At 44.0% G+C, this 25,726-nt stretch carries 22 protein-coding genes; all 22 read left to right on the forward strand.

Annotation, left to right across the window (positions count from 1 at the left end):
* The first annotated feature begins 2 nt into the window (after nucleotides 1-2).
* The 22 genes from AC3CH4_RS01535 (at nucleotide 3) to AC3CH4_RS01640 (ending at nucleotide 25,720) form a co-directional block, all read left to right on the forward strand.
* On the forward strand, nucleotides 3-1,445 hold the full coding sequence (locus AC3CH4_RS01535) for an MSHA biogenesis protein MshI (RefSeq protein WP_488543202.1): 1,443 nt from the start codon (nucleotides 3-5) through the stop codon (nucleotides 1,443-1,445).
* The gene (locus AC3CH4_RS01540) at nucleotides 1,445-2,092 is read left to right on the forward strand and encodes a type IV pilus inner membrane component PilO (RefSeq protein ID WP_004735949.1); all 648 of its coding nucleotides are present in this window, start codon (nucleotides 1,445-1,447) and stop codon (nucleotides 2,090-2,092) included. The genes AC3CH4_RS01535 and AC3CH4_RS01540 overlap by 1 nt, the downstream gene beginning before the upstream one ends.
* The gene (locus tag AC3CH4_RS01545) at nucleotides 2,085-2,417 is read left to right on the forward strand and encodes an MSHA biogenesis protein MshK (protein ID WP_372244438.1); all 333 of its coding nucleotides are present in this window, start codon (nucleotides 2,085-2,087) and stop codon (nucleotides 2,415-2,417) included. The genes AC3CH4_RS01540 and AC3CH4_RS01545 overlap by 8 nt, the downstream gene beginning before the upstream one ends.
* 15 nt (nucleotides 2,418-2,432) lie before the next feature.
* Nucleotides 2,433-4,100, forward strand: coding sequence for a pilus (MSHA type) biogenesis protein MshL (gene mshL / locus AC3CH4_RS01550; protein WP_372244439.1), 1,668 nt, complete (start codon nucleotides 2,433-2,435; stop codon nucleotides 4,098-4,100).
* A 52-nt stretch (nucleotides 4,101-4,152) separates the two neighbouring features.
* Nucleotides 4,153-4,992, forward strand: a complete 840-nt coding sequence (locus AC3CH4_RS01555; RefSeq protein ID WP_372244440.1) for an AAA family ATPase — start codon at nucleotides 4,153-4,155, stop codon at nucleotides 4,990-4,992.
* Between the two features lie 2 nt (nucleotides 4,993-4,994).
* On the forward strand, nucleotides 4,995-6,146 hold the full coding sequence (locus AC3CH4_RS01560; RefSeq protein WP_488543203.1) for a tetratricopeptide repeat protein: 1,152 nt from the start codon (nucleotides 4,995-4,997) through the stop codon (nucleotides 6,144-6,146).
* Nucleotides 6,136-7,860, forward strand: a complete 1,725-nt coding sequence (gene mshE, locus AC3CH4_RS01565) for an MSHA fimbrial ATPase MshE (protein ID WP_473576726.1) — start codon at nucleotides 6,136-6,138, stop codon at nucleotides 7,858-7,860. Before AC3CH4_RS01560 ends, mshE begins: the two co-directional genes overlap by 11 nt.
* A gap of 12 nt (nucleotides 7,861-7,872) precedes the next feature.
* Entirely contained in the window at nucleotides 7,873-9,096 is a 1,224-nt protein-coding gene (locus tag AC3CH4_RS01570) for a type II secretion system F family protein (protein ID WP_065207165.1), read from the forward strand.
* 3 nt (nucleotides 9,097-9,099) lie between these two features.
* Nucleotides 9,100-9,555 carry an MSHA biogenesis protein MshF gene (locus AC3CH4_RS01575; protein ID WP_280600155.1) on the forward strand — a complete coding sequence of 152 codons (456 nt, stop codon included), beginning with the start codon at nucleotides 9,100-9,102 and terminating at the stop codon, nucleotides 9,553-9,555.
* Between the two features lie 79 nt (nucleotides 9,556-9,634).
* On the forward strand, nucleotides 9,635-10,210 hold the full coding sequence (locus tag AC3CH4_RS01580; protein ID WP_017096097.1) for a prepilin-type N-terminal cleavage/methylation domain-containing protein: 576 nt from the start codon (nucleotides 9,635-9,637) through the stop codon (nucleotides 10,208-10,210).
* Nucleotides 10,211-10,245: 35 nt separating this feature from the next.
* Complete coding sequence (locus AC3CH4_RS01585; protein ID WP_102456361.1) at nucleotides 10,246-10,740, forward strand: type II secretion system protein; 495 nt, start codon at nucleotides 10,246-10,248, stop codon at nucleotides 10,738-10,740.
* A gap of 144 nt (nucleotides 10,741-10,884) precedes the next feature.
* Nucleotides 10,885-11,376 carry a prepilin-type N-terminal cleavage/methylation domain-containing protein gene (locus AC3CH4_RS01590; protein ID WP_102456360.1) on the forward strand — a complete coding sequence of 164 codons (492 nt, stop codon included), beginning with the start codon at nucleotides 10,885-10,887 and terminating at the stop codon, nucleotides 11,374-11,376.
* Entirely contained in the window at nucleotides 11,373-11,942 is a 570-nt protein-coding gene (locus AC3CH4_RS01595; protein ID WP_102456359.1) for a type IV pilus modification PilV family protein, read from the forward strand. Before AC3CH4_RS01590 ends, AC3CH4_RS01595 begins: the two co-directional genes overlap by 4 nt.
* A complete protein-coding gene (locus AC3CH4_RS01600) occupies nucleotides 11,942-12,682 on the forward strand; it encodes a prepilin-type N-terminal cleavage/methylation domain-containing protein (RefSeq protein ID WP_102456358.1) in 741 nt (246 codons plus the stop codon). Before AC3CH4_RS01595 ends, AC3CH4_RS01600 begins: the two co-directional genes overlap by 1 nt.
* On the forward strand, nucleotides 12,672-13,100 hold the full coding sequence (locus AC3CH4_RS01605; RefSeq protein WP_146453696.1) for an MSHA biogenesis protein MshP: 429 nt from the start codon (nucleotides 12,672-12,674) through the stop codon (nucleotides 13,098-13,100). The genes AC3CH4_RS01600 and AC3CH4_RS01605 overlap by 11 nt, the downstream gene beginning before the upstream one ends.
* A gap of 2 nt (nucleotides 13,101-13,102) precedes the next feature.
* Nucleotides 13,103-16,999, forward strand: coding sequence for a DUF6701 domain-containing protein (locus tag AC3CH4_RS01610; protein WP_488543204.1), 3,897 nt, complete (start codon nucleotides 13,103-13,105; stop codon nucleotides 16,997-16,999).
* A 150-nt stretch (nucleotides 17,000-17,149) separates the two neighbouring features.
* Nucleotides 17,150-18,193: a rod shape-determining protein gene (locus AC3CH4_RS01615; protein ID WP_004735928.1), complete on the forward strand. Its 1,044-nt coding sequence runs from the start codon at nucleotides 17,150-17,152 to the stop codon at nucleotides 18,191-18,193.
* A 94-nt stretch (nucleotides 18,194-18,287) separates the two neighbouring features.
* Complete coding sequence (gene mreC / locus AC3CH4_RS01620) at nucleotides 18,288-19,175, forward strand: rod shape-determining protein MreC (RefSeq protein WP_004735927.1); 888 nt, start codon at nucleotides 18,288-18,290, stop codon at nucleotides 19,173-19,175.
* Entirely contained in the window at nucleotides 19,165-19,653 is a 489-nt protein-coding gene (gene mreD, locus AC3CH4_RS01625) for a rod shape-determining protein MreD (RefSeq protein WP_004735926.1), read from the forward strand. The genes mreC and mreD overlap by 11 nt, the downstream gene beginning before the upstream one ends.
* Before the next feature lie 7 nt (nucleotides 19,654-19,660).
* A complete protein-coding gene (locus AC3CH4_RS01630) occupies nucleotides 19,661-20,347 on the forward strand; it encodes a Maf family protein (protein WP_102571773.1) in 687 nt (228 codons plus the stop codon).
* A 20-nt stretch (nucleotides 20,348-20,367) separates the two neighbouring features.
* Nucleotides 20,368-21,837: a ribonuclease G gene (gene rng / locus AC3CH4_RS01635; RefSeq protein WP_004735923.1), complete on the forward strand. Its 1,470-nt coding sequence runs from the start codon at nucleotides 20,368-20,370 to the stop codon at nucleotides 21,835-21,837.
* 10 nt (nucleotides 21,838-21,847) lie between these two features.
* Complete coding sequence (locus tag AC3CH4_RS01640; protein ID WP_488543205.1) at nucleotides 21,848-25,720, forward strand: YhdP family protein; 3,873 nt, start codon at nucleotides 21,848-21,850, stop codon at nucleotides 25,718-25,720.
* The last annotated feature ends 6 nt before the right edge of the window (nucleotides 25,721-25,726 follow it).

The raw sequence follows: 25,726 nt of genomic DNA on the forward strand, positions 1-25,726 counted from the left end.
CAATGAATTTTAAAGCGATTTTAGACAAGATAAAGCCAACTAATAGTAAAGGCAGCTCTCAAGTTGTCATGTTAGGCAACGATGCCATTTATATTTCATCGACAGAACAAGAACCTCAAGTAACTAGCATTCCCGTGGTTAATGGGGACTGGGAGAGTGCGCTAAAAAAATCGCTTAGCAGTGAGGCGTTTACTAGTAATAGCCTCCAGCTGATTGTCTGTGCTAACTACTACCAAACCTACCAAATTGATAAACCGGATATTCCAGAGAGTGAATGGTCGGTTGCCCTGCCTTTTTTACTCAAAGATCTTGTATCTGAAAGAGTGACCGAAATTATTGCAAGTGCGGTCGCGTTACCGACGTCGAATAAGCTGCAAGTGTATGTTCTACCTAAAAAACTGTTAGACAAGCTTTTGAATATTGCTAATTCGGTTCAGGTTGAATTAATAGGTGTTGCTCCTGAAGATGAAATCTGGGGTTACAGTGCTGGCGAACTGTCTAATTTCATCCTTTTACAGCGCAGCGCCAATTCACACTTTAAGCTGGGTGCGTTTGTTGAAAATACCGTTTGCTTTCAAAGAACCATCCGTAGTGTTGTTCCACCTTTAACGGGTGTTGCATCAAGCGCTCTCCAGTTAGATGGCCTTGCTCTAGAACTCCAACGCTCGATTGATTACCTTTCTTCTCAAATTAAAGGTACTCAACTTCATCAGTTGAAAATCTGCTGTGATGAGGAAGATGAGTCTGAGCTACAAGGCGCGTTAAATAATACATTGAGTTCGACAGTTTCTCTGCTCGTTGAAGGTGAGCGTGATAATTCAGAGAGTTTGTTGGTTAAGCTTGCGGCTGAAAAAGAGGCTTTTAATGTCAATCTTTACCCTGAACATCTCAAGCCTAAGAAAGAATATTTTACGCTGACGAATGTTGTTGCGAGCTGGGGGCTCGTTTGTGTGCTGCTACTTGGTGGTTACTTTGTAATGCAGTATCAAGCTTCTAATCTAGATAAAACCCTAACAGCTTTGCAACATGACTCGAACCAGCTTAACAAGCAAGTTAACCAATTGAATAGTAAGTTAACTCAGCATAAACCGTCTCCAGAGAAAGTGGCGGCAGTTGCGCGTCTCAAACGTGAGACTCAGGCTAAAAAAGAGGCTTTGAAGGCGGTAGGACAATACGACGAATCACAACAAGTCGGGTATTCTGGCGTCATGAATTCCTTAGCTAAATTAGGCCGAAATGATATCTCTCTTTCGCACATCTACATGACTCACGATACTTTAGATCTTAGTGGCTTTGCTCGTAACGCAAATGTGGTTCCTAACTGGATTGGTCAGTTTAAAAGTGAGCTTAATTTAGTTGGACGTGCTTTTGAAAAACTAAAAATTGGGCGCAATGATCAGGATGTGGTGACGTTTGAGCTAAGTACTCGCAGGGAGAGTAAATAATGCAGCAGTGGAACCAGCTCAGCGATAAGTTTCTTGCATTAAGTCAGAGAGAAAAGTGGCTACTTTTCGTGTGTGGTTTTGTTGGCCTATCTATGTTGTTGTTCACCTTGTTGGTTGAGCCAGCGTATCTCGATTTACAGGCTAAAAATGCTAAGACGATGAATCTGACTCAGGCAAACCAGAGACAGCAAGGTGAGTTGCTCGTTCTTCAAGCTAAGTTAAACAAAGATCCAGACAAAGACATTAATCGAGAGTACAAAAAACTGCTGGTGGAGAGCCAAGATCTGTCACTTCAGCTTTCCCAGATTGTCGATGGACTGATCACGCCTTCTCAAATGTCTCAACTATTGGAGAGTGTTCTTAATGCCGGAAATGGACTTAAGCTCGAATCGCTAGAGTCGTTAAAACCAGAAGCAATTTCGAATAATCAAGAGACCAGTGAATATTCAGGCTACTTTCTTCACCCTGTAAGAATGGAATTAACGGGCAGTTACTTTGATATTTCCGCTTATCTTCAAGCGCTTGAGTCTCTTCCTGTCAGTTATTACTGGCGCACATTTCAGTATTCGGTTGAAGAATATCCTAAAGCTCGACTGGTGTTTGAGGTTTACACACTAGGTACTAGACAGGAGTTTATCGGTGGTTAGAACTCTTTTGTTGTCATTACTTTTTAGTAGCCAAATGGCTTGGGCCGAACAGGATCCTACGGCGCCATTAGGCTGGTTGACGCCACAACAAAAAATAACGTCAGCTAAAAAGGCGCCAACTCGTTATCGCTTACCTTCTCTAGAAAGCATTGTGTGCAAAGGCGATACACCTTGCTATGCCATTATGAATGGTCAGATTCTCGGTCAAGGAGAAACGATCAGAGGGTACCGAGTTAAGAACATAGATCCAGAATACGTCACTCTGCAGAGAAGCTCTAAGCAGTGGAAATTAGAGATGTTCTCTTTAGATGTTAAGAATAATTAAGGTTAGAGTGAAGACATGCGTAAACTTGTAGTAGCAATCCTAGTGTCATCTTTAGTCGGCTGTTCGATGGGACATAGAGATCCCGTTGAGATTAAAGAGTCTTTAAACGAATCAATTAATGAAGCGAATAGCAAAGCGCTTCGTGATCTTCCTTCGTCGGTACAAGATGACCTGATGCCTCAGCTTAATACGGATGCCATGTCTCCGGGTATGGAAACCGTTAAGCGTTTTCGTATTCAAGCTAAAGGTGTTGAAGCGAGAACCTTTTTTGCTAGCTTGGTAAAAGGCACTGAATACAGCGCGGCTATTCACCCAAGCGTTGCCGGGAAGCTGACTTTAAACCTGACAGATGTGACGTTAGATGAAGTGTTGGCTGTTGCTCAGGATATGTATGGCTACGATATAGAAAAACGTGGCAAAGTTATTCAGATTTACCCTGCTGGTCTACGCACAGTGACGATCCCAGTTGATTACTTACAAGTGAAGCGTTCAGGTCGTTCATTGACGACCATCACCACCGGAACGATCACGACTTCTGACTCTAATTCATCGAGCTCTTCAAGCTCGAACTCAAACTCGTCAAATTCATCCAACTCTTCTAACTCATCGAATTCTACATCGAACGGCGGTACAGAGATTGAAACGACCTCTGAAAGTGATTTCTGGCCACAGCTTGAAGCGGCAGTTGCTCACCTCATTGGTTCTGGTGATGGGCAAAGTGTAGTGGTAACGCCGCAAGCCAGTGTGATTACGGTTCGTGCTTACCCTGACGAAATTCGTGAGGTTCGAGAGTTCTTAGGTATTTCTCAGAAGCGTTTGCAGCGCCAAGTTATCTTGGAAGCCAAAATCATGGAAGTGACCTTAAGTGATGGCTATCAACAAGGCATCAACTGGACCAAGATGTTCTCGTCGAATGGTACTAACTATACGATAGGTATGGGCTCTATTGTTAAAGATGCCGCTGGTGCGATTATCCCAAGTACATTGCCAGGCATGGACCCAATCGGCGCTGCTTTAGGTGGTCAATCTAACCTTGTTGTCTCTGGTGGTAGCTTTGAGGCGGTATTGAGTTTCATGGGTACACAGGGTGACTTGAACGTCTTATCTAGCCCAAGGGTGACTGCTGCGAATAACCAAAAAGCAGTGATAAAAGTGGGTACCGACGAATACTACGTAACTGACTTATCAAGTGCAGTTGGTAGTGGTGATAACGCGAATGTGGCCCCTGAGGTTGAGTTAACCCCATTCTTCTCTGGTATTTCTCTGGATGTGACCCCTCAGATCGATGATAAAGGCAGTGTGTTTTTGCATGTCCATCCTGCCGTTATTGAGGTTGCAGAAGAGGTGAAAGAGCTTAACCTTGGTTCAACTACAGGTATTGTTTCACTTCCATTGGCAAAAAGCTCTATTCGTGAATCTGACTCAGTGATTCGTGCGCAAGATGGTGATGTTGTGGTGATTGGTGGATTAATGAAATCAAACACCAGTGATATCACGTCGAAAGTACCATTCCTTGGCGATATCCCAGCACTCGGTCATTTGTTCCGTAATACCAGTCAGTTGACGCAAAAAACTGAGTTAGTGATCTTACTAAAACCAACGATTGTTGGCGTGAATACTTGGCAAACTGAGTTAGAACGCTCTCGAGATCTGCTGCAGCAGTGGTTCCCTGATGAAGAGTAATCGCTTATTTTCTCAATGTAGATTGGCAGCATCTAACTAAGCTAGGTCACTTATGTATCAAGCTCACTTTGGTTTTGAACAACTGCCATTTACTTTAACGCCGAATACCGATTTATTTTATGGTTTAGCGCCTCATTTCGAAGCGATTCAAACGGTGATCTCGGCGTTAGAAATGGGCGAGGGCGTGATTAAGGTCACCGGAGAGGTTGGTACTGGAAAAACCATGGTTTGTCGGATGTTGGTCAATCACCTAAATGATTGTACAGCTCTTATTTACCTACCAAACCCTATGCTCTCTGGTGTTGATTTACGCCAAGCCGTTGCTAAAGAGCTGGGTTTGACTATCGATAATGAAGCAACCTTAGTTGATAACATTCAGCATAAGCTCATTGAGTTACACAACTCAGGTTTAAGAGTGGTAGCGATTCTTGATGAGGCTCAAGCTCTATCGGATGAAGCTCTCGAAACATTAAGGTTGTTCGGTAACCTTGAAACTGAAGATAAAAAACTGCTGCAAATTGTTTTATTAGGGCAGCCTGAGTTGGATGCTCGATTAGAGGCTTATCACCTTAGGCAGTTTCGTCAAAGAATCACGTTTAGTTCAACACTGAGGCCGCTGACTCTCGATGAAACGGTGGCGTATATTGATAATCGGATTGTTAAATCTGGTGGTAATCCTGAATTGTTCAGTTTGAATCAAAAAAAGGCGATTTGTCGCTCCTCGTTAGGTATTCCAAGATTGATAAATCAACTATGCCATAAGGCTCTTTTGCTCTCGTTCAGTGAAGATGAAAAAAGTATCGACAATCAGCACCTGTTTTCAGCCATGCATGAAACTTACGATGTATGTAAGCCTAAATTTAAAACGCCAATACTGTGGGGTTGGAATTAATTATGAGCGTCATAAATAACGCCTTGTCTGAATTGGCAAAGAAAAAGTCAGCGACGTCGATTGAAGCGGCAGTGGTGCCTAAAGTGAAAACACGCTCCCCATTGGTTTGGTTAGTGACAGGTTTCACTTTGAGCTTAGCGATGGGCGGTTGGGCAATATCACAAGGCCCAGCCGTTGAACATTCAATCTCAACTCGAGATGCTCAAGTCCAGGTCTCTGTCGTAGAGAGTTCTGGAGAAATGCAGGATGTTGTCACTCAAACACTCTCATCGCCAACCAAGAAATTAGTGACGCTAGATTTAACGCCCCGTTCAGCAGAAAACACAGTAGTGGCCAATAACGTTCAAGCTAAGCCAACGACAAGGTCGAGTACTTCTAAAACGACAACCCCTAACGTTACGCCTAAACCGTTAAGCACGGCTAAAGCGACTAATACTGACATTCCAAAGCCGATTTACGTTGCTAGCGTGGCAAAAAAAGATCTGGCTCCTATCACTAATGAGAAAGAATCTTCTGACAGTTCAGAAAATAGCGAAATGTTGATTGAGCAGGTAGAGCTAACGCCTGAGCAATTATCAGTGAATGCACAAGGGCGAGCTCAGAAAGCACTTGATGCGAATGATCTTACTGGTGCTTTGAAAGGTTACACTGAAGCCTTGCGTTATACGCCACGAAATGAAGAGGTTCGTCAGAAACTCGCGATTCTCTATTTTGGCAAGGGTGACACTCGCAAAGCCTACGAGCTGTTTCAATCTGGTATCAAACTTAATATCAACAGCGAAAAGCTACGGTTGGGCTTATCTAAACTGCTGGTTAAAGCTAACCAAGCAGAAGCGGCTTTAAGCCCGTTAATCCACATGCCACCAAATCCTACTCAAGATTATTTGGCAATGCGTGCTGCATTGAGTCAAAAATCTCAGCAAGAAGACATCGCGCTCGAGAGTTATCAAAAGTTAGTCGAGGTTGATTCAGATAATGCTCGCTGGTGGCTTGGCCTTGCGATTCAACAAGAGCGTCAACTTGATTTTTCTGCTGCAAAAGAGTCATACCAAGGTGCCTTAACCAGAGTTGGAATCTCATCTCAATCGCAAAACTTTGTGCGTGACCGCTTAAACATAATCAAAGCTTTAGAGGAGAGTGGCGATGCAAATTAGATTAAGAAAAAGGCTAGGTGATTTGCTCGTCGAAGAGGGAATCATCACAGAGGCCCAAGTTGAACAAGCTCTTTCTGCTCAAAAAAGTACCGGTCGTAAGCTGGGTGATGCGCTGATTGAACTTGGTTTCTTATCAGAACAACAGATGTTGAGTTTCTTGTCCCAGCAACTCGCTATTCCTCTCATTGATTTAAGTCGAGCGGTTGTTGATGTTGAAGCGGTGCAGCTTTTACCTGAAGTACATGCTCGTCGCCTTCGTGCATTGGTGATTGGGCGCCAAGGCGATACGTTACGTGTAGCCATGAGTGATCCTGCGGATCTGTTTGCTCAGGAATCATTACTTGGGCAACTAGGTGACTACGCGCTTGAGTTCGTTGTCGCTCAAGAAAGACAATTAGTGGATGGCTTTGATCGCTATTACCGCCGAACCAAAGAAATTGCGTCTTTCGCCGAGCAGCTTCATGCCGAACACCAAGTCAATGACGCCTTTGATTTTGATATTGCTGGTGAAGACAGTGACGAAGTGACGGTCGTTAAGCTGATCAACTCGTTATTTGAAGATGCAATCCAAGTCGGTGCATCTGATATTCATATTGAGCCAGATTCAAACGTATTGCGTCTTCGTCAGCGTATTGATGGCGTGCTGCATGAAACACTGCTGAATGAAGTCAATATTGCCTCTGCACTCGTACTGCGCTTGAAGTTAATGGCAAACCTCGATATCTCAGAGAAGCGTCTTCCTCAAGATGGTCGTTTTAATATTCGAGCCAAAGGCCAGTCTGTTGATATTCGTATGTCGACCATGCCCGTGCAACATGGTGAGTCTGTGGTGATGCGTTTGCTTAACCAATCAGCAGGCTTACGTAAGCTAGAAGCATCGGGTATTCCCAATGATCTTCTTGTTCGTCTTCGCCAACAATTACGCCGTCCACATGGCATGATCTTGGTCACTGGCCCGACGGGTTCAGGTAAAACAACCACCCTTTATGGTGCGCTAAGCGAATTAAACGAGCCGGGCAAAAAGATCATTACCGCGGAAGACCCGGTGGAATACCGCCTCCCTCGAGTGAACCAAGTTCAGGTAAACCCTAAGATCAATCTCGATTTCTCTACTATCCTCAGAACTTTCCTTCGTCAGGATCCCGATATCATCCTTATTGGTGAGATGCGCGACCACGAAACCGTTGAGATTGGCTTGAGAGCCGCACTGACAGGTCACTTAGTTTTAAGTACGCTGCATACCAACGATGCAGTAGACAGTGCGCTGCGTATGATGGACATGGGTGCTCCCGGTTATCTCGTGGCAAGTGCCGTGAGAGCGGTGGTGGCACAGCGATTAGTTCGTAAAGTGTGTACTGATTGTAAGGTTGAGGATGAATTGGATGAACCTCGTAAGCAGTGGTTGAGCGTACGTTTCCCTAATCAAGTGGCTGTGCCATTCATGAAAGGTCGTGGTTGCCAGAACTGTAACCTAACCGGTTATCGCGGGCGTATTGGTGTATTTGAAATGTTGGAGCTAGAGCAAGACATGATGGATGCACTCAGAGCGAATGATGCGGTTGGCTTTGCTCAAACGGCAAGGCGGTCTAAAAACTACAAACCGTTGTTGGCTTCTGCGATGGAGCTAGCTTTGCAAGGTGTCGTGAGCCTCGATGAGATCATGCACCTTGGTGAAGGCGATGCTTCCGGTGCCACTGACCCAATTTATCTGTAGGGGTAGAGTGATATGCCAACGTATCGTTATGTAGGTCGCAGTTCTGATGGCAGCCAGGTTACGGGTCAGTTAGAGGCGAATAACGAAGATCTTGCCGCAGAAAGTTTGATGAGTAAGGGAATTATTCCCACCTCAATCAAGCTGGGTAAAAGTGGTGGTTCAGTCTTGGATATGGATGTATCTAGCCTGTTTTCACCCAATGTTCCGCTTGAAGTCTTGGTTCTGTTTTGTCGACAGTTATACAGCCTAACCAAGGCAGGCGTACCACTATTAAGGTCGATGAAAGGCCTGACTCAAAACTGTGAAAACAAGCAGCTGAAAGCAGCGCTAGAAGAAGTGGTTGCTGAGCTAACCAATGGCCGTGGATTAGCCGCATCGATGCAGATGCATCCCAAGGTATTTAGTCCGCTGTTCGTCTCAATGATTGGGGTTGGTGAAAATACCGGTCGTTTAGACCAAGCTTTGCTGCAATTGGCTGGATACTATGAGCAAGAAGTAGAGACTCGCAAACGAATCAAGACTGCGATGCGTTATCCAACCTTTGTGATCAGCTTTATTTTGGTCGCGATGTTCATTCTCAATATTAAGGTTATTCCACAGTTCTCTAGTATGTTTGCGCGCTTTGGTGTCGACCTGCCGCTCCCAACTCGTATCTTAATTGGTATGTCGGAGTTCTTTGTTAATTACTGGGGCTTAATGCTCGCGGTTATCTTTGGTCTTATTTTTGCTTTCAAAGCATGGGTTAAGACAGACAAAGGATTGGAGAAGTGGGACAGGTTACGCTTAAAAATACCCGTGATTGGTGGGGTAGTGAATCGAGCGCTACTTTCGCGTTTTTCACGCACATTCGCCTTGATGCTAAAAGCCGGTGTACCACTGAACCAATCACTGTCGTTGTCTGCGGAAGCGTTGGATAACCGATTCCTTGAGTTGAGAGTACAAGCTATGAAAGCCGCAATAGAAGCCGGTAGTACGGTTTCTTCAACAGCGATCAATAGCGAAATTTTCACCCCTCTGGTGATACAAATGATTTCGGTGGGTGAAGAAACCGGCCGTATTGATGAGCTGCTACTTGAGGTATCCGATTTTTATGATCGAGAAGTCGATTATGACTTAAAGACCTTAACCGCAAGGATCGAACCTATTTTATTGGTGGTTGTGGCTGGTATGGTGCTGATCTTAGCTCTGGGTATTTTCCTACCTATGTGGGGAATGCTGGATGCAATCAAAGGCTAGGGAATGCTAAATAACCTACAACGCTCACGTTTTGTTATTTGGAGTGTCGTTATTCTTTTTCTTATCGTGGGGGTGCTCTCTGCCTTTAAAACGGTAGAAGAAGAAGCGACTAATACGGCATTGATCGTCGCGAGCAAGCGAATTTTAGAGCAAGCGAATTTGTTCAAGCAACAGTATTTGTTATCGGGTGCTGAGCAAAACAATAGCTCGGAACATCCTAAAAGTTATAGCCGAACAGGCTGGATAATGCCGATTCAAGGAGATGAGCGAGACTGTCATTATTGGCTTGAGGAATTATACCCTCAAGAGAGCATTTTAGGGCTCAGTTCACCGAGTATTGAAGATAAAAGTGATAACATACAGTTTCATTGTCGTTATCATTATAGTGATAAGTATCAGATAGATATATTGCTCGAAAAAGAAAGATTTAGTGTAAAAGCCAATATTTTGGCTTTGTGAGAATATTGACAGTTTTTCTGTGGTTTTATACGTGTGCAAATGTATAATGCGCGTTAGCAATTAGATGAGTAGGTAGAAAATGCTTAAAAATCAAAAGGGTTTCTCCCTAGTCGAGTTGGTTATAGTGATTGTTGTCGTTGGTTTATTGGCGGTTGCTGCTTTACCTCGTTTCTTAGATGTGACGGATGCAGCCAAGAAATCAAGTATTGAAGGTGTCGCAGGTGGTTTTGCAACCGCCGTTTTGTCGGCAAGAGCACAGTGGGAAGCAGAAGCTAGGCCGTCAGAGAATATAGGTGTTGAAACATACAATACTGTAAATTATGATGGTGTTGATTTTTGGTTAACAAGATCAAAGAACAGTAACAATGTCGATACCGATTTTAGAGATGGCTACCCATGGACTCTGAACAACGATTCGAGCACTGCACCACAAGATATTTCAGATGAAACCTGTTCTGAGTTGATGGAAAACTTACTGCAAAACCCACCTAAAGTAGGTGCGGTTTCAGATGTTGCTAGCGACTCAAATTACAAATATTCAGCGCAAGCGAATTCAGGTGATGCAACGTGTACTTACATTCAATTAGAAGGTAATACCGAGCACCAATTTGTTTACGAAATTAAAACTGGTCGTGTGACCGTAACTTTGCAGTAAGTCTGCGTAAAATTAAACATAGAGAGAGCTTAACTATGAAAAGACAAGGCGGTTTCACCCTAATCGAACTAGTGGTTGTAATTGTTATTCTAGGTATTCTTGCTGTAACTGCAGCACCACGTTTCCTAAATCTGCAAGATGATGCGAAGAACTCGACATTACAAGGTTTACGTGGGGCGATTTCTGGTGCTATGGGGATCTCTTATGGTAAGGCTGCAATTGAAGGTATTGAAGGTCAACAATATGTAGCGGCAAGCGCATCAGCAACATCTATCGATGGGATTGCTCATTCTTTTGGTTACCCTATTGCAACTTCAGCTGGTATTGGCGCAACTATTGATCAATCTGGTGAGTTTGTAGAATTAAGCTCGGGTGGTACTGTCGGTACTAACGCTACGCTTGTTTATGGTATTCAAAACTTCAATGGTAGCTGTGTAAGATACTCAGAAGCGACAGCGGCCAATGCTCCAGCTACAACTATTATTGTTGTTCCTGGTGATGATAATGAACCAGCAACTGCATGTGATTAATTTATAGTCATTGTTGTTAAGGCCAGCACCTGCTGGCCTTTTTTCTATCCAAAGCACACAAAGATCAAAGCTATTCACATACATAATATCGTAAGCTTCGTTATCTTGTATAATAAGTATTCGCTAAGCAGTTAGAGGCTCATTATGGATAACAGCCCCATATCCAAAGGCTTTACTCTGGTAGAGCTGATCATCGTTATCATTATCCTCGGTATTATTTCAACTTTTGCCGCGAGTCGCTTCGCTGGTACTTCTAGCTATTCTACTTTTACTGCGCAAGAGCAGGCCATCTCCGTTATTCGCCAAATTCAAGTGAACCGAATGCAATCGAATGTTTCGGCTGCTAATGATAGTTTTCGTCTTGCTATTAATAGTAATTGTCTAGGTTCAGTAACTGCTTGCAGTTTGAATCTATCGAATAGCGCTCAAGAAGCACAAGCCGATGCCCGTAGTGATTATGTGAGAGAATCCGACATCTCATTTTCCCCTGCGAATACCATTATCGACTTTGATCTATTGGGTAACCCTTCGGTGAGAGCTGGGGTTAATATTACTATTAATTCAAATACCTCCAGTAATAGCGCTCAGGTGTGTATTAATTCTCAAGGCTATGTGCGTGAAGGTACGTGCCTATGATTCGCTCACGTGGCTTTACTCTAATTGAAAGCATTGTTGCGATTATCGTATTAGGCATTGCGATGGTCACGATTACCAGCTTTTTGGCACCTCAAGTGGCAAGCTCGGCCGACCCGCAATATCAAAATCGTTCAGTGGCGTTAGGGCAGAGTTTGATGAATCAAATTTTGGCGCGTGGCTTTGACGAACATAGTGACTTTGATGGTGGCCTGGTGCGCTGTGGGGATGCAGGTGCGACCGCTTGTTCTGCTCCCAATGAACTCGGAGTGGATGGTTCAGAGGCAACCCCCGCAGCTTTCAATGATGTCGATGACTATATCGGTTGTTGGTACACCGATACGACGGAGTCTGCGTGTGTCTCATCAACGAAGTACCCGCTCGCTAATATCCTAGACGAAAATATTGAAGACAGTTATGCCAATTTTCGTGTTGAGATTTCGGTGGCGTATGATCAAAACATGGACGGAACTAACGATAATACTATTGGCACGATGAAGCGCGTTGAAATACAAATCTTTGGTGGTAATAACCGCTACAGCGTGATTGCCTATAAGGGGAACTACTAATGAAACAACGTGGTTTTACTCTTATAGAAATGATCGTAACCATTGTTGTGGTTGCCGTCATCGGTCTCGCTATCGCAGGTTTTGTTGAATATGGCATGAAAGGGTATGTTGAAACAATTGACCGACAAAAGGTTCAGGTTAAAGGGCAGTTTGTTGTAGAAAAGATGTCGCGAGAAATCAGTCATGCAGTTCCCAACAGCTTTGATACAAGCATCGCGCCTGTCTCTGCTTATACGCAAAAGTGTTTAACGTTCTATCCAATCAAGTATTCGGGCTTTTATCATTTAGATGAAGCGACCAATGAGCTCAATTTTATCATCGGGCAAGACTCCCCAATACTTGATGCAGACGATTTCCTAATTATTAACCCAACCAACTACTCCGAGCTAGAAGCTGGTTCGATTAAACGGATTTCGGTCTCAGGTTTAGTTTCCACGAATAATGTGTTTACCGCTTCTCCCGTAAGCCTTAGTAGTCAGTCAATTGCTCAACGCCACTATATTTATGATAGTAGTGCCTCGGTGAGTTACTGTTTAGTGAATGATACTGTTCAGAATCAAGGCTTAATTCAGCGCAATGGAATCACCGTTGCGGATAGCATCAATTATGCTCAAAGTAACTTCCGCTACGAAGAGCCAAGCTTGCAGCGAGGTGGCGTGATTCACATCGATCTTGTGCTTGAGCAAAACAGTGAAGTAAGCGTTTACCAACAAGATGTGCAGGTACTCAATGCGCCATAGAAAATCATCTCAACAAGGCAGTGTTTTGGTCGTCGCGATATTTGTTATTGTGGTGATGGGCTTTCTTGCGACCTCTTTAGTACAAGTTCAGTGGTCAAATCACGATACATTAACGCGTAAACAGCTTGGAACACAGGCTTGGCTATTAGCACATTCAGCGAATGAGTGGGCACTTACTCAAGTTTACCCTTTGACGGTATCACCTGCGGTTTCAACAAGTGTTAGCGCTGTCTGTAGCAATTTAAATTCAAATCAATTGAGCAGCGGCATGTCGACTATCTGTACTGTCGGAGAATTAACTTGTAACCAGATTGGAACTTTAGATGGCGTTGGCTTTTTCAAAATAGAATCAACAGCCATTTGTGGTTCGGGTATTAACCAAGTGCAACGAATTCAAGAAGTTTGGGTGAGGGAGTAGTTATGATAAAGCATTTTTCAATATTATTAGTTGCGCTTTTTTTATCTCCATTAGTTCAAGCTAATATTAATACTAACCCTCAGTTTGAGTTCGGTACGATTCCCACCGATAAATGTACTATTTCAGGACCGTCAGTAAGTTGCAACCTTGATTTTGGTAATACTTATACGTCACCTCCGCTTGTTTTTGTTATGGCAACTGTCAATTCTAGTCGCTCAAATTTTAATTCAAACACAACTGAATATCCCTCAGATTTGCGTGTTATGTCAGTATCGACATCTGGAGCATCTGTGAAGCAACTTCTCCCTCCTACCACGAAGGCGTGTGTAAGAATGAAGCCCGGTGGGAAATGTGGCAACCCTAATAACAGTGGACATAAAGTAGTTAATTATGTTGATGCACCCATGGAAAATATCGATTATTTAGTTATTGAACCGGGAGTGCTTGAGTTCGATAACGGTGCAAAAATCGTTGCGGGTGAAGTTAGCTACGATAAAACATATTCTAATGCCGGGGGCTTGGGAAATAAGAATAAGACAGTGCGTTTTAGTGATTTTGGATTAAACCAAAGCTTTAATAGCTCTCCAGGTGTGTTAGTTCAAATTCAAACAGTTCAGAATCGCACTAATGGTTCTCCATTGTGGTTGACTCCTATAGCATTAAACCCCTCTCGTTCTTCGTTTTCTTTGGTACTTGACCGATCTGAGGTTAGTCGTAATAGTGATTCAATAACTCCAGAAAAGGTTGGTTTTGTCGCAGGATTAGGACAAGGTTTTGTTAATGGTCGTAAATTCTGGCTTGGTCAAGGTTCCACTAAACAAACAACAACCTTGAATGACAATATAATTAAACCGATTACTGAAGGGTGCAAACTTGTTAGCCCTTTTTCAGTATCAGGCTTTACTTCTACACCGACTTTACTTGCATCTAAAAGAACTCGGAACGGTAACAATGGTGGTTGGCTACGTAGATGTTCGGTAAGCAAAGCAGGGGTTTCTCTTATCAACGAAGAGGATATGACCAAAGACCCTGAGAGAGGGCATGTTGTTGAACCTTTTTCTTATTTCCTATTTGATAAGCCACCTATATCTGAGATCTGTGAGCTATTTCCATCTCCAGCCCAAACATGGGCAAGTAGTAGTTCAGCTGCATTGCGTTTATCTAATCAATCAAACATCTCTGGAGCTCCAATGTCTGGTGGGCAACGCTTTGTTGGTTTTAGCCAGGAGAGTATTACCGATGAGAATACCCCTGGGTGTGATGGTTTGTGGTGTTCTGGGGACTCCGGTTTGATGGTTGATAAGCAGGAGTTGGAAAGCTTTAAAGTATCGTCAGAGGTCATTAATGTTTGGCAAGAAGATCGTACTTTCTCTAATGATGAGATCATTGGTCAGTTAAGTGTAGGTAAAGGTACCGTAACTTTTACTTCTGGCACTTATTGGATTGATGAGATTGATATCAATAACGCGGGTAATATTGAAATTCCTGACGGGCATAAGGTTACGATTCACGCACGTAAGGTGAGCGTGAGCAATAATAATAGCTCGTTCAGTGCTTTAGGTGAAGCTGAGTTCGTTCTTTTGGTCCATGCAAAGTCAGGTGGCGGCCTGACGTTAAGTCAAAATGCCGTGTTTACCGGGCTTATCTATAGTGAATCTGTTGTACGGTTAAGTAATTCGAGCATTGTTTACGGTGCGGTAACTGCGAATGAAATTTATATGGCGAATTCAGCTCAGATTATTGCGACTGACAATCATTGTTTTCAACCTTCGGATGACTATGAAATTGATATTTCCCCGGCAACCGATTTAGCTTTGATGTGTGGCGACGACTCCCCTCAATTTACCATTAATACCTCTAATAATGGTGTGGCTGAAAGTCTAGGCGTTACCGTAGTTATTACGCCAGACGCTGATGAATTCGACGTTTCTCTGCTACAAGGTTCAGGTACTTACCCGAATTATGTTTCAGATGACGATGGTGAATTAACTTTAAAAGTTGTCGCTAAAGATACTGCCAATATTGATTTTGATACAGGTTATAAGCTAACAGCGACATTAGTCGATGATTCTGGCAAAGAGGTCGAAAGTCAGTTCAAGTTCGTGCCATTTAAATTCTCTTTAGTGGATGGCAATACTCCAACAAATCGCCTTGACGTTATTGCGGGGCAGGCTACACCGACAGTAACTAAAGTTTTAGCGTGTGATTCTGGTGATTCAATCGTAGTTGCTGAAAACTATGTGGGTGAAGCTGGGGATGAAGTTACTATTGCTCATGAGCTTGATAGCTCTTGGAGTGGTTCCGATGGTTCGCTGACTTACTTACCTGAGTTCAAAAAAGGCAGCGCCTCAACAGACTTAACTATTTCTGAATCAGGTCTTTTCAATGTTACTTTAAAAGATAGTAGCTTTGATTGTACTGGTTTCGCTGGTTGTCCCGAAGATGGGAATTATGATGTAGAGGGAAGTTTCTCGGTCTACTCTCGCCCTTGGAAATTTGCTATTTGCACCAACAAGAGCTCAGATGGAAACAGCAACGAGAAAGACTCAGATAGTTTTGCTGCTGCCGGAGCGCCATTTGATGTTTATGCTCGTCCAATAAAGCATACCGATTCATCTGCAGTTTGCACTAATGATAACTTGTTGACGAACAACTACTTTAAGTCGACAGCAAGCGTCGAAGTTACAACGACTTTAGATACACCTCTAATTACGGTTTATCCTGACGCTAAGTTAGGTGATTTAACCCCTGTAGCCCAGCTAACTAAACAAATTTCGTCGAATGACCAGGCGAGTAAAGGTTATAAGTTCGATAGTTTGAAGTACTCAGAAGCGGGTAGTTTTAATTTTGAAGTGACTGAAGACTCGAACAGCTTTTATGGCAAAATTCTTGGTGGCTTCTCTGGCAGCAAATCGATAGGTCGCTTTTACCCTAAATACTTTGTGCAAGCTACTCCGGAATGGAATGTCGCCAATCAAAATGATATCGCATACCTAAGTCAACCTTATGATTCTACAGTTCACCAAGTATATCCAATGGCTTCTGGTGAAGATGATACGGATAATGTTCTTAATAATTACCGGTTCTTTAATGCAGAGTTACAAGCAAAGTTTGGTGTTTTAGATGATAGCAACACTGATAACGGCTTCTTGTTAGATACGGGCTCTGGAACATGGTCAACTGATCGTAAACATTGGTTGCTGAATGACAATGCAGCTGAGCTTCAACGAGTTGTGGATTTAGATGGTGTTAGCCGAAGAGATACACCGTTTAATACATCAGATGCTAACTCGACGATTACAAACTTTGGTTTAACGATCGAGGGAACGGATCCTGTGTCATTTACAGATTCTGACCCTGTTACCAGTTCGGCAGCATTCCCAGTTCAACCTCCTGCCCGCTATGGCCGAATGGCGCTTGATGATATTGGCGGTAACTCCGGTAGTACTTTGACGATTCCACTTCGTGCTGAGTTTTGGGATGGTAGTGACTTTGTTGTGAATGACGATGATGATCGCAGCACCTTTAATGGTTCAAATTTCTGTAAGCAAGTCATTTGGACCAGTAATACAGTCAAAACTACACTAGCTTCACTCAATGGCAGTGGAAGTGTTGATGATGGCGAAGAAGAAGTAACAGCGAATCAAAATACGCCTGCTGGTGCAGATGCGCCACGTGATCAGGTACGATTGTGGTTAAGAATGGATGCGTCGACACCACAGGCTAAATCTGGCGAGAATCCTGTTGCATGCTCAGGCAGCGATCAAGATCAGCCATGGCTGCGCTACAACTGGAGACAGCTAGGTGATGAAGATCCCTCCACCGTCGTCACATTTGGCATCTACCGCGGTAACGATCGAGTGATCTACCGAGGTGAAAGTGGGTTAACAGGTCAGTAAAAATATAATTTTTGCCCCTTAAGTTAGGAATCTGTAAGAAATTGCGGGTTTCAGTCCATGTTTATACTTCAATGCCTTGCCGTGACAGCAAGGCATTGGTACATTTAGTGCAATTTTTGTCTTCTAATTCTTGCAGGATGAGCGAAGAATATGTTTAAAAAACTTCGTGGCATGTTTTCAAACGACCTATCGATTGATTTAGGTACAGCCAATACCCTTATATATGTAAAAGGCCAAGGCATTGTTCTTGATGAGCCTTCCGTTGTCGCTATTCGCCAAGATCGTACGGGGTCTGCAAAGAGTGTAGCTGCTGTTGGTCACGCTGCTAAGCAAATGCTTGGTCGTACGCCTGGTAACATTTCAGCGATCCGCCCAATGAAAGACGGTGTAATTGCTGACTTTTACGTAACCGAAAAAATGCTTCAGCACTTTATTAAGCAAGTGCATGACAACAGTGTGCTTAAACCAAGCCCTCGCGTTTTGGTTTGTGTACCTTGTGGTTCAACTCAGGTTGAGCGTCGTGCTATCCGTGAATCAGCATTAGGTGCTGGTGCTCGTGAGGTTTACCTAATCGATGAGCCTATGGCTGCTGCGATTGGTGCTGGCCTACGTGTATCTGAGCCAACAGGTTCAATGGTTGTTGATATCGGTGGTGGTACGACTGAAGTTGCGGTTATCTCACTAAACGGTGTGGTTTACTCGTCTTCTGTACGTATCGGTGGTGACCGTTTTGATGAAGCGATCATCAACTACGTTCGTCGTAACTACGGTAGCTTGATCGGTGAAGCGACAGCAGAGAAGATCAAACACGAAATCGGTTCAGCTTACCCTGGCGATGAAGTCGATGAGATCGAAGTACGTGGTCGTAACCTTGCTGAAGGTGTACCTCGTAGCTTTAGCCTGAACTCAAACGAAATTCTTGAAGCACTTCAAGAGCCGCTATCTGGCATCGTATCTGCAGTGATGGTTGCACTAGAACAGTGTCCGCCAGAGCTTGCTTCTGATATCTCAGAAAACGGTATGGTACTGACAGGTGGTGGTGCACTGCTTAAAGACCTTGATCGTCTGCTTACTGAAGAAACGGGTATCCCTGTTGTTGTGGCAGAAGAGCCATTAACGTGTGTTGCTCTAGGTGGCGGTAAAGCTCTAGAGATGATCGACATGCACGGCGGCGACCTGTTCAGCGAAGAATAATATCTAGTGTTAGGCTCTTTTCTTATCTAGTTTTATGTAAAGAGCCTAGGACCTTGTCTATAGGATCAAATGTAGCTCTAGGACCAAATATAGAATGAAGCCAATTTTTGGTAGAGGTCCCTCTCTACAATTGCGCCTGTTTTTTGCTGTAATTTTATCAGCCAGCCTTATGCTGGCTGATAGTCGTTTAGATGCTTTCTCAAATGTACGCTATCTATTGAACAGCATGGTTGCACCTATTCAATATGCAGCCAATTTACCTCGTACTATGTTCGATGGTGTCTATGACCGTTTTAGTACTCGTAAAGGCCTTATCGAATCCAACCATAATATTAAACGAGAAGTCTTGCGCCTGAAGAGCGAGCTGATTCTGCTTGAGCAATACCAAGAAGAAAACAAGCGCCTCCGTAAGTTGTTAGGATCTCCGTTTATCCGTGATGAGAAGAAAGTCGTCACAGAAGTTATGGCGGTAGACACTTCACCATATCGTCATCAAGTTGTGATCGACAAAGGTCAGATTGATGGGGTGTATGAAGGTCAACCAGTGATCAACGAAAAAGGAATTGTCGGCCAAGTGACTTTTGTTGCTGCTCACAATAGTCGTGTCCTGCTACTCACTGATGCAAACAATGCGATTCCTGTTCAAGTCATCCGTAACGATATTCGAGTGATAGCTTCGGGCAATGGCATGATTGATGAGATCCAACTAGAGCACATCCCAACCAGTACCGATATACAAGAAGAAGATCTATTGGTGACATCTGGACTCGGTGGAGTATATCCAGAAGGTTACCCAGTCGCCTACGTTACTGCCGTTGATTACGACCCGAAACGTGAGTTTGCCGTTATCAAAGCGGAGCCTGTGGTTGAGTTCGATAAGCTCAGATACTTGCTGCTAGTATGGCCTGATGAAAACAAACAGATGCAAGCGGATCAATCCAGCATAGAACAAGCATTGTTAGAGGGCGAAGATGGCCAATAGCGTTTTAAGAAGCAAGGTAGTCATTGGCTGCTCATTTTTAGTAGCACTAATTCTGCAAACGATTCCTTGGCCTGGTAGCTTGGATCTATTTAGACCATCTTGGTTGCTACTGGTTACCTGTTATTGGGTTTTGGCTCTACCTCACCGTGTTAACGTGGGTAGCGCTTTGATTCTTGGCTTATTGTGGGATCTATTGATAGGCTCGACGTTAGGTATTCGCGGGATGATGATGGCAATCGTTATGTACATTATTGCGATGAATTTCCTAGTCATTCGTAATATGGCGCTATGGCAACAAGCGATGATTATTGCTGCGTTAACGGTATTGTTTGAGGTGTTGATCTTCTTTGGTGAATATTTGATCCAAGATGTCGTTTTCAATCCATTATCGTTATGGAGCGCATTGATAAACTGTATACTTTGGCCTTGGATGTTTCTATTAATGAGACGCGTACGTCGTCATTGGCATGTAAGGTAGAGTGACAATGGAAAAGAAGCATTTAGTTTTGGCATCCGGTTCACCACGCCGCAAAGAACTGCTATCTCAACTTGGTTATGAGTTTTCTGTCCTTGTAACTGATGTTGAAGAGTGTAAACACGCCCAAGAAACCGCCGAAGAGTACGTTAAGCGACTATCTTTAGATAAAGCCTTAGCTGCGTTGTCTTTATTGAAAGATAACCCTTCTGAAAAGCAGCATGTCGTTCCTAGTTCTGATAATGTAGTTTCTAGTGTTGATCATGTAGCTGTTGGCTCTGGCATCGTAGCTCTTGACTCTGATGCTATTTCTCTTGATTCTGAAACAGTCGTTCTTGGTTCTGACACTGTCGTCGTAAGCCAAGGGCAAGTGCTCGAGAAACCCACCGATTTTGCCGACTCTAAGCGCATGCTTACTCAGTTAGCAAACGAGCGTCACCAAGTGATGACGGCAGTTTCTGTGGTTTCAGAAGAAAAACAAAGAACAGAAATCATTATTACCGACGTATGGTTTAAACCCCTCAGTGAACAAGAAATAGAACAATACTGGCAAACAGGGGAGCCATGCGATAAAGCCGGTAGCTATGGGATCCAAGGTTTGGGTGGGCGCTTTGTTACCCGAATCGAAGGTAGTTATTACGCCGTTGTCGGCTTGCCTTTATATGAAACGGACCAGCTACTGCAAGAATTCTTATAATTACTAATCTGAGGTGCACCATGAGTGCTGAATTGTTGCTGAACGTGACCCCGAGTGAAACTCGCGTGGCCATGATTGAAGGGGGGGCTCTTCAAGAGATCCATGTCGAACGAGATGCTCGACGCGGTATCGTAGGAAATATCTATAAAGGACGTGTAAGCCGTGTTCTTCCGGGAATGCAGGCAGCTTTTGTGGATATAGGCCTTGAGAAAGCAGCTTTTCTACACGCCTCTGATATTGTTCCACACACTGAATGTGTCGCTGAAAACGAAAAGAAGCAATTTCAGGTTCGTGACATCTCTGAGCTTGTTCGCCAAGGACAAGACATTGTGGTTCAAGTCGTCAAAGATCCTCTTGGTACCAAAGGTGCCCGCTTAACGACTGATATTACTTTACCGTCTCGTTATTTGGTCTTTATGCCGGGCGCAAGCCATGTTGGCGTATCTCAACGAATCGACAGTGAGTCTGAACGTAACCGCCTTAAAAAAGTGGTGTCTCGTTACTGTGACGAACATGGTGGCTTTATTATCCGTACTGCAGCAGAAGGTGCAGACTCGAATGAGTTGGCACAAGATGCGGCATTCTTGAAGCGATTGTGGCTAAAAGTGTTAGAGCGTCGTGGTAAACACAAAGCTCGTACTCGTCTATACGGTGAACTTTGCCTAAGCCAACGTATCTTACGTGACTTTGTTGGTACTGAGTTGAGCCGAATCCAGGTCGATTCGCGTTTAGAATATGAAAACCTAAAAGAATTTACTTCTGAGTACGTGCCAGAGCTGACTGAAAAGCTTGAGTTGTACGAAGGCGACAAGCCTATCTTTGATATGTACGATACCGAGAACGAAGTTCAACGCTCTTTGGATCGTAAAGTCGAATTAAAATCGGGTGGATATCTGATTATCGACCAAACGGAAGCGATGACCACTGTCGACATCAACACCGGTGCCTTTGTCGGTCGTCGTAATCTAGAAGAGACAATTTTCAACACCAACGTAGAAGCGACGCAAGCCATTGCTCGTCAGCTGCGTTTACGTAACTTAGGTGGCATCATCATTATCGACTTTATCGATATGCTGTCTGAGGAACATCGTAAGCGAGTACTAACTTCTTTAGAGGCGGCGCTAGACAAAGATCGTGTGAAAACCAATATCAATGGCTTCACACAGCTTGGCTTGGTTGAGATGACGCGTAAACGTACTCGTGAAAGTATTGAGCATATTCTGTGTTCGAGTTGTCCTGCCTGTGAAGGCCGCGGCAGTGTGAAGACAGTTGAAACCGTTTGTTATGAAATTCTTCGAGAGATCACACGAGTGAATCGTGCGTATGACGCTGATAAGTTTGTGGTCTATGCGGCAGCTGCCGTTGCCGAAGCGCTAGAGGGCGATGAGTCACATGCGCTTGCGGAGCTTGAAGTGTTTATTGGTAAACAAGTTAAAATCCAAGCTGAGCCTCTGTACATACAAGAGCAGTTTGATGTTGTTATGATGTAATGGATATTTTGTGAGTTCAAGCGTTACTCTGATTCTTCGTGCATGTCTATGGTTAGTGGTTACTCTCTTAGTAACGCTAGCCATTGCTGTTACTACACTGCGTGTAGCCTTACCCAATTTAAATAAGTATCAATCTGAAATTGAGCTTTGGGTAAACCAACATTCCGGTTTTGATTTTTCTATTCAAGACGTGGGTGGTTTTTGGCGTAACACTCACCCCTCTATTGCTCTGCAAGGCGTTAAAGCTAGCCTTCCCAATGCAGAAGATGTGACCTTTTCTGTTGAGCGTGTTGAAGTCGAGTTTGACTTGATTCAATCGCTGGTTCAGATGCGTCCAGTTGTGGCCGATCTGGTCATGAATCAAATGTACCTTGATATTCGCTCAATTGATCTGTTTGCTGGAAAAAACGGTACAGACGAACCTAAAGACCCCGGCTCTTCGAAGCGAGTGATGCAAGAGCTGGATAATTTACTATTGAAAACTTTGGTGGATGTGACCGCTAAAGATTCTTCACTTCTCTATCGTTCAGTCTCGGGCGAAGATCGTCAGCTCGATATCGACATTTTAAAATGGCAAAACACAGATAAACATCACCTTGCTGAAGGGGTTGTTAGCATTAAAGACGCCAATCTTAACTCGTTGTCAGTAAGTGCTAACTTTATCGATGGTGGCTCATTAACCGATGTAACCGGTGAGTTCTATGTGAGTGCAGATAACATTTCGGTTAAACCATGGCTAACCCGTTACATGCAGGCTGAGTCTGGTGTTGAAACCGGTACTGTGAGTTTAAATAGCTGGCTGACCTTGAGAAACAGCCAACCAGTGAGTGCGTATGTTGAGGTGTTACCTTCTGAATTGACTTGGAACGAAGATGGCCAACATGATCTGATGATTGAGTCAGGGGTGTTTAAACTGTCTCCACTCGCTGAAGGTTGGCAAGTAAATGGGCACTCACTTAACCTAAGAACCGACGATAGACCATGGCCTGAACTTGATATTGCCTTCAAGTGGAATAGCGGCCCTTGGGAGCTCAATGTTTCTGAGCTCGATATCGAAACTCTGACGCCGTTGATTAAGTTGCTGCCGGATTCTGAGCAATCAACCAAAATGATTAACGTACTGGCGCCGGGTGGCTCCGTTTCTGATATTCGGGTCTCAATGGATTCTGGCATCGAAAGCTTACGTTATTCAGCGAGTTTTAGTGAGCTTGCCATTGAGCAATGGGAGTTGGTTCCGGGCTTTAGCCAAGTTTCAGGCAGTGTGTTTGGCTCTGCATCTGAAGCGAAAGCCAGTCTGCATGTGATTGATGATGTGTTTCCTTATGGTGACGTCTTTCAAGCGCCTTTGAATATCAAACAAGGTCAGGTTGACATTGTTTGGCAGCAAGATGAAAACGGTTGGAAGCTTTGGTCAGATAAAATCACAGCAGCCACGCCAGATTTACAAGTCCTAGGCGCATTTCGCTTGGACTTCCCAAAGGATGCTAGCCCATTCTTATCGTTCTACGGCGAAGCTGATGCTTACAATGTCGGCGAAACATGGCGTTACTTACCCACATTGGCACTTGGACAAGATCTCACCGACTACCTTTCTACTGCGATTCAAGCGGGTAAAGCCGACACTGTTAAGTTACTTTGGCATGGTGAATTAGCCCAGTACCCCTACACCAACCACGATGGCATTTTCCAAGTTTGGGTTGGCTTAGAGGACGCTAAGTTCAGTTTTGATACCGCATGGCCATTGATTACCGATCTTCAACTTGATCTGTTGTTTGAAAATGATGCGATGCATCTGGATTCTCGTTCCGCTCAACTGATGGATGTGACAGCCGACCGAATCACAGGACGCATTCCTTATTTAGGGGAAGGCGGCCATATTGAAATTGAAGCTAAAGCGACGGCGTCAGGTAATGCGGTTCGTGATTACATGACGGCTTCACCATTGGTTGATTCTGTGGGTGCCGCCTTAACGGCGCTGCAAGTGAGTGGCGATGTATCGTCTGAATTCCAACTCAATATTCCTTTTGATTCCGAAAAAGAGCCAAGAGCGTGGGGTTATGCTGATCTCAAAGATAACCATGTAGAGATTGAAGCGCCGCCAATGGTGCTTGAAAATACCACTGGGCGTATTGAATTTGATAATGATGTGATTACGGCCAACGGTCTCGCTGCCGATTTATTAAAGCAAGGTATTTCCGTTGACTTTAAAGGGCTCAATGATGGGCCTGGATATACCGTTGATATCGATGTATTGGGCGATTGGGACGTTAAGCCTCTAGAGCCTTATATTGGCGAGCAATGGTTAAGCCGTTTATCGGGTCATGCTCAGTGGCAAAGTCAGATTGATATTCAGCTCAACGATATCGGTTTTAGTTACCAACTGGATTTGCAGTCAGATCTTAAGTATTTGGCCAGTGATTACCCATACCCATTGGCGAAAAAATCATTAGAAAGTGGCTCAGCAAGGCTACAAGCATCGGGTAACCAAGAAGCGATTACTGCACGTTTACAGCTCCCTAGCACCAAGTATCAGGCTGAAATTGATATTACAGGCGATGTTCCCAAGTTAACGGCGACTAACTTAGTGCTTGGTCGGGGTGGTTATAAAATTAGTCCTGTCGTTGGCCATCATGCGTTAATTCGCACTGACAAGTTCAATGCCGATGATTGGTTATCGGTTGTTATGGAACCGGTGAAGCCTTCAGATGCTGTGCTCAGTCAAATGAACACGCCAACCATTCCTGCACCAAGTCGCATTACGTTCGAGAGTAAGGAGCTGATCTTAGGTGGTATTCCTTGGAATGATGTCGATTTTAGCGCTCGTAAGAACAAACAGGCGTGGCAGATGGAAGTGTCTAGCCAAGAGATCGAAGGGGATATTAATTATCTGCCTCCATACGATTTAACGGTTTCGCTGGATCGCCTACATTTGTTCGTTCCTGAGTGGAGTGACAAGAAAAACCAAGAACAATTGCTTCAACGAAAAGAGCAAGAAGCCCCATTGATCTCTGAATTGGATAGAAAGATCCATGATGCGATGCCAAATCTAAAATTGACCCTTAACGATTTTTGGTTGCAAGGCTATAAGGTCGGTAAGGTCGATGTTGAACTGGCTAGGCAAGACGATCGTATTGAGTGGAAGAAGATTCAGGTTCGAAGCGGCGGAAACAAAGCGGATGTGAGTGGCTGGTGGGAATTGAAAGGCGATAAGAGTCATTCATCGCTCGCCGTTGATGTTGAAGGCGAAAACAACAGTGAATTAATGGAACGTTTTGGTATTACTTCAGGGATTCAAAAAGCGCCTTTCGCGCTGGAAGGTCAACTGCAGTGGGATGGATCTCCTTGGGGTATTAAAATGGATACCCTTGATGGAAACGTTGAAACCAAATTTGGCAAAGGCATTATTTCAGACGTAAGTGGTGCTGCTCGATTGCTTGGTTTGTTTAGTCTAGATTCAATCATTCGTAAGATGCAGCTCGATTTCTCTGATGTGTTTGATAAAGGCATGGCGTTCAACAGCATCACAGGTACGGGTAAAATTCAAAATGGCATATTCCTGACGAATGACTTAAACATGGATGCCGTCGCAGGCGAGATGCAGATCAAAGGTATCGCTAACCTGAATACGCGTCAGGTTGATGCTGAAGTGAACTTTACTCCTGATATTACCTCGGGCATTCCAGTATTGACGGCCTTTGCGGTAACGCCTCAAACGGCGCTGTATGTATTGGCGGTGACTACGGTTATATCGCCGGTGGTTGAAGTCTTTACTCAAGTGAATTACTCGGTAAAAGGCCCATTGGATTCACCTACGGTGAGTGAGCTTTCTCGTAGTTCTGGCGAGTTCCAGCTACCCGAAAAATTGAGAAAACTAGCTGAGTAGTTGTTA

The organism is Vibrio sp. QJM3NY_26 (assembly GCF_057786005.1).

Bases quoted from the DNA above. Each gene is read 5' to 3' on its own strand.
- AC3CH4_RS01615 (WP_004735928.1), top strand. From the start codon at position 17,150: ATGTTTAAAAAACTTCGTGGCATGTTTTCAAACGACCTATCGATTGAT.
- mreC (WP_004735927.1), top strand. From the start codon at position 18,288: ATGAAGCCAATTTTTGGTAGAGGTCCCTCTCTACAATTGCGCCTGTTT.
- AC3CH4_RS01610 (WP_488543204.1), top strand. From the start codon at position 13,103: ATGATAAAGCATTTTTCAATATTATTAGTTGCGCTTTTTTTATCTCCA.
- rng (WP_004735923.1), top strand. From the start codon at position 20,368: ATGAGTGCTGAATTGTTGCTGAACGTGACCCCGAGTGAAACTCGCGTG.
- AC3CH4_RS01595 (WP_102456359.1), top strand. From the start codon at position 11,373: ATGATTCGCTCACGTGGCTTTACTCTAATTGAAAGCATTGTTGCGATT.
- AC3CH4_RS01600 (WP_102456358.1), top strand. From the start codon at position 11,942: ATGAAACAACGTGGTTTTACTCTTATAGAAATGATCGTAACCATTGTT.
- AC3CH4_RS01575 (WP_280600155.1), top strand. From the start codon at position 9,100: ATGCTAAATAACCTACAACGCTCACGTTTTGTTATTTGGAGTGTCGTT.
- AC3CH4_RS01630 (WP_102571773.1), top strand. From the start codon at position 19,661: ATGGAAAAGAAGCATTTAGTTTTGGCATCCGGTTCACCACGCCGCAAA.
- AC3CH4_RS01540 (WP_004735949.1), top strand. From the start codon at position 1,445: ATGCAGCAGTGGAACCAGCTCAGCGATAAGTTTCTTGCATTAAGTCAG.
- AC3CH4_RS01605 (WP_146453696.1), top strand. From the start codon at position 12,672: ATGCGCCATAGAAAATCATCTCAACAAGGCAGTGTTTTGGTCGTCGCG.
- AC3CH4_RS01555 (WP_372244440.1), top strand. From the start codon at position 4,153: ATGTATCAAGCTCACTTTGGTTTTGAACAACTGCCATTTACTTTAACG.
- mshL (WP_372244439.1), top strand. From the start codon at position 2,433: ATGCGTAAACTTGTAGTAGCAATCCTAGTGTCATCTTTAGTCGGCTGT.
- AC3CH4_RS01580 (WP_017096097.1), top strand. From the start codon at position 9,635: ATGCTTAAAAATCAAAAGGGTTTCTCCCTAGTCGAGTTGGTTATAGTG.
- mreD (WP_004735926.1), top strand. From the start codon at position 19,165: ATGGCCAATAGCGTTTTAAGAAGCAAGGTAGTCATTGGCTGCTCATTT.
- AC3CH4_RS01570 (WP_065207165.1), top strand. From the start codon at position 7,873: ATGCCAACGTATCGTTATGTAGGTCGCAGTTCTGATGGCAGCCAGGTT.
- AC3CH4_RS01560 (WP_488543203.1), top strand. From the start codon at position 4,995: ATGAGCGTCATAAATAACGCCTTGTCTGAATTGGCAAAGAAAAAGTCA.
- AC3CH4_RS01535 (WP_488543202.1), top strand. From the start codon at position 3: ATGAATTTTAAAGCGATTTTAGACAAGATAAAGCCAACTAATAGTAAA.
- AC3CH4_RS01590 (WP_102456360.1), top strand. From the start codon at position 10,885: ATGGATAACAGCCCCATATCCAAAGGCTTTACTCTGGTAGAGCTGATC.
- mshE (WP_473576726.1), top strand. From the start codon at position 6,136: ATGCAAATTAGATTAAGAAAAAGGCTAGGTGATTTGCTCGTCGAAGAG.
- AC3CH4_RS01585 (WP_102456361.1), top strand. From the start codon at position 10,246: ATGAAAAGACAAGGCGGTTTCACCCTAATCGAACTAGTGGTTGTAATT.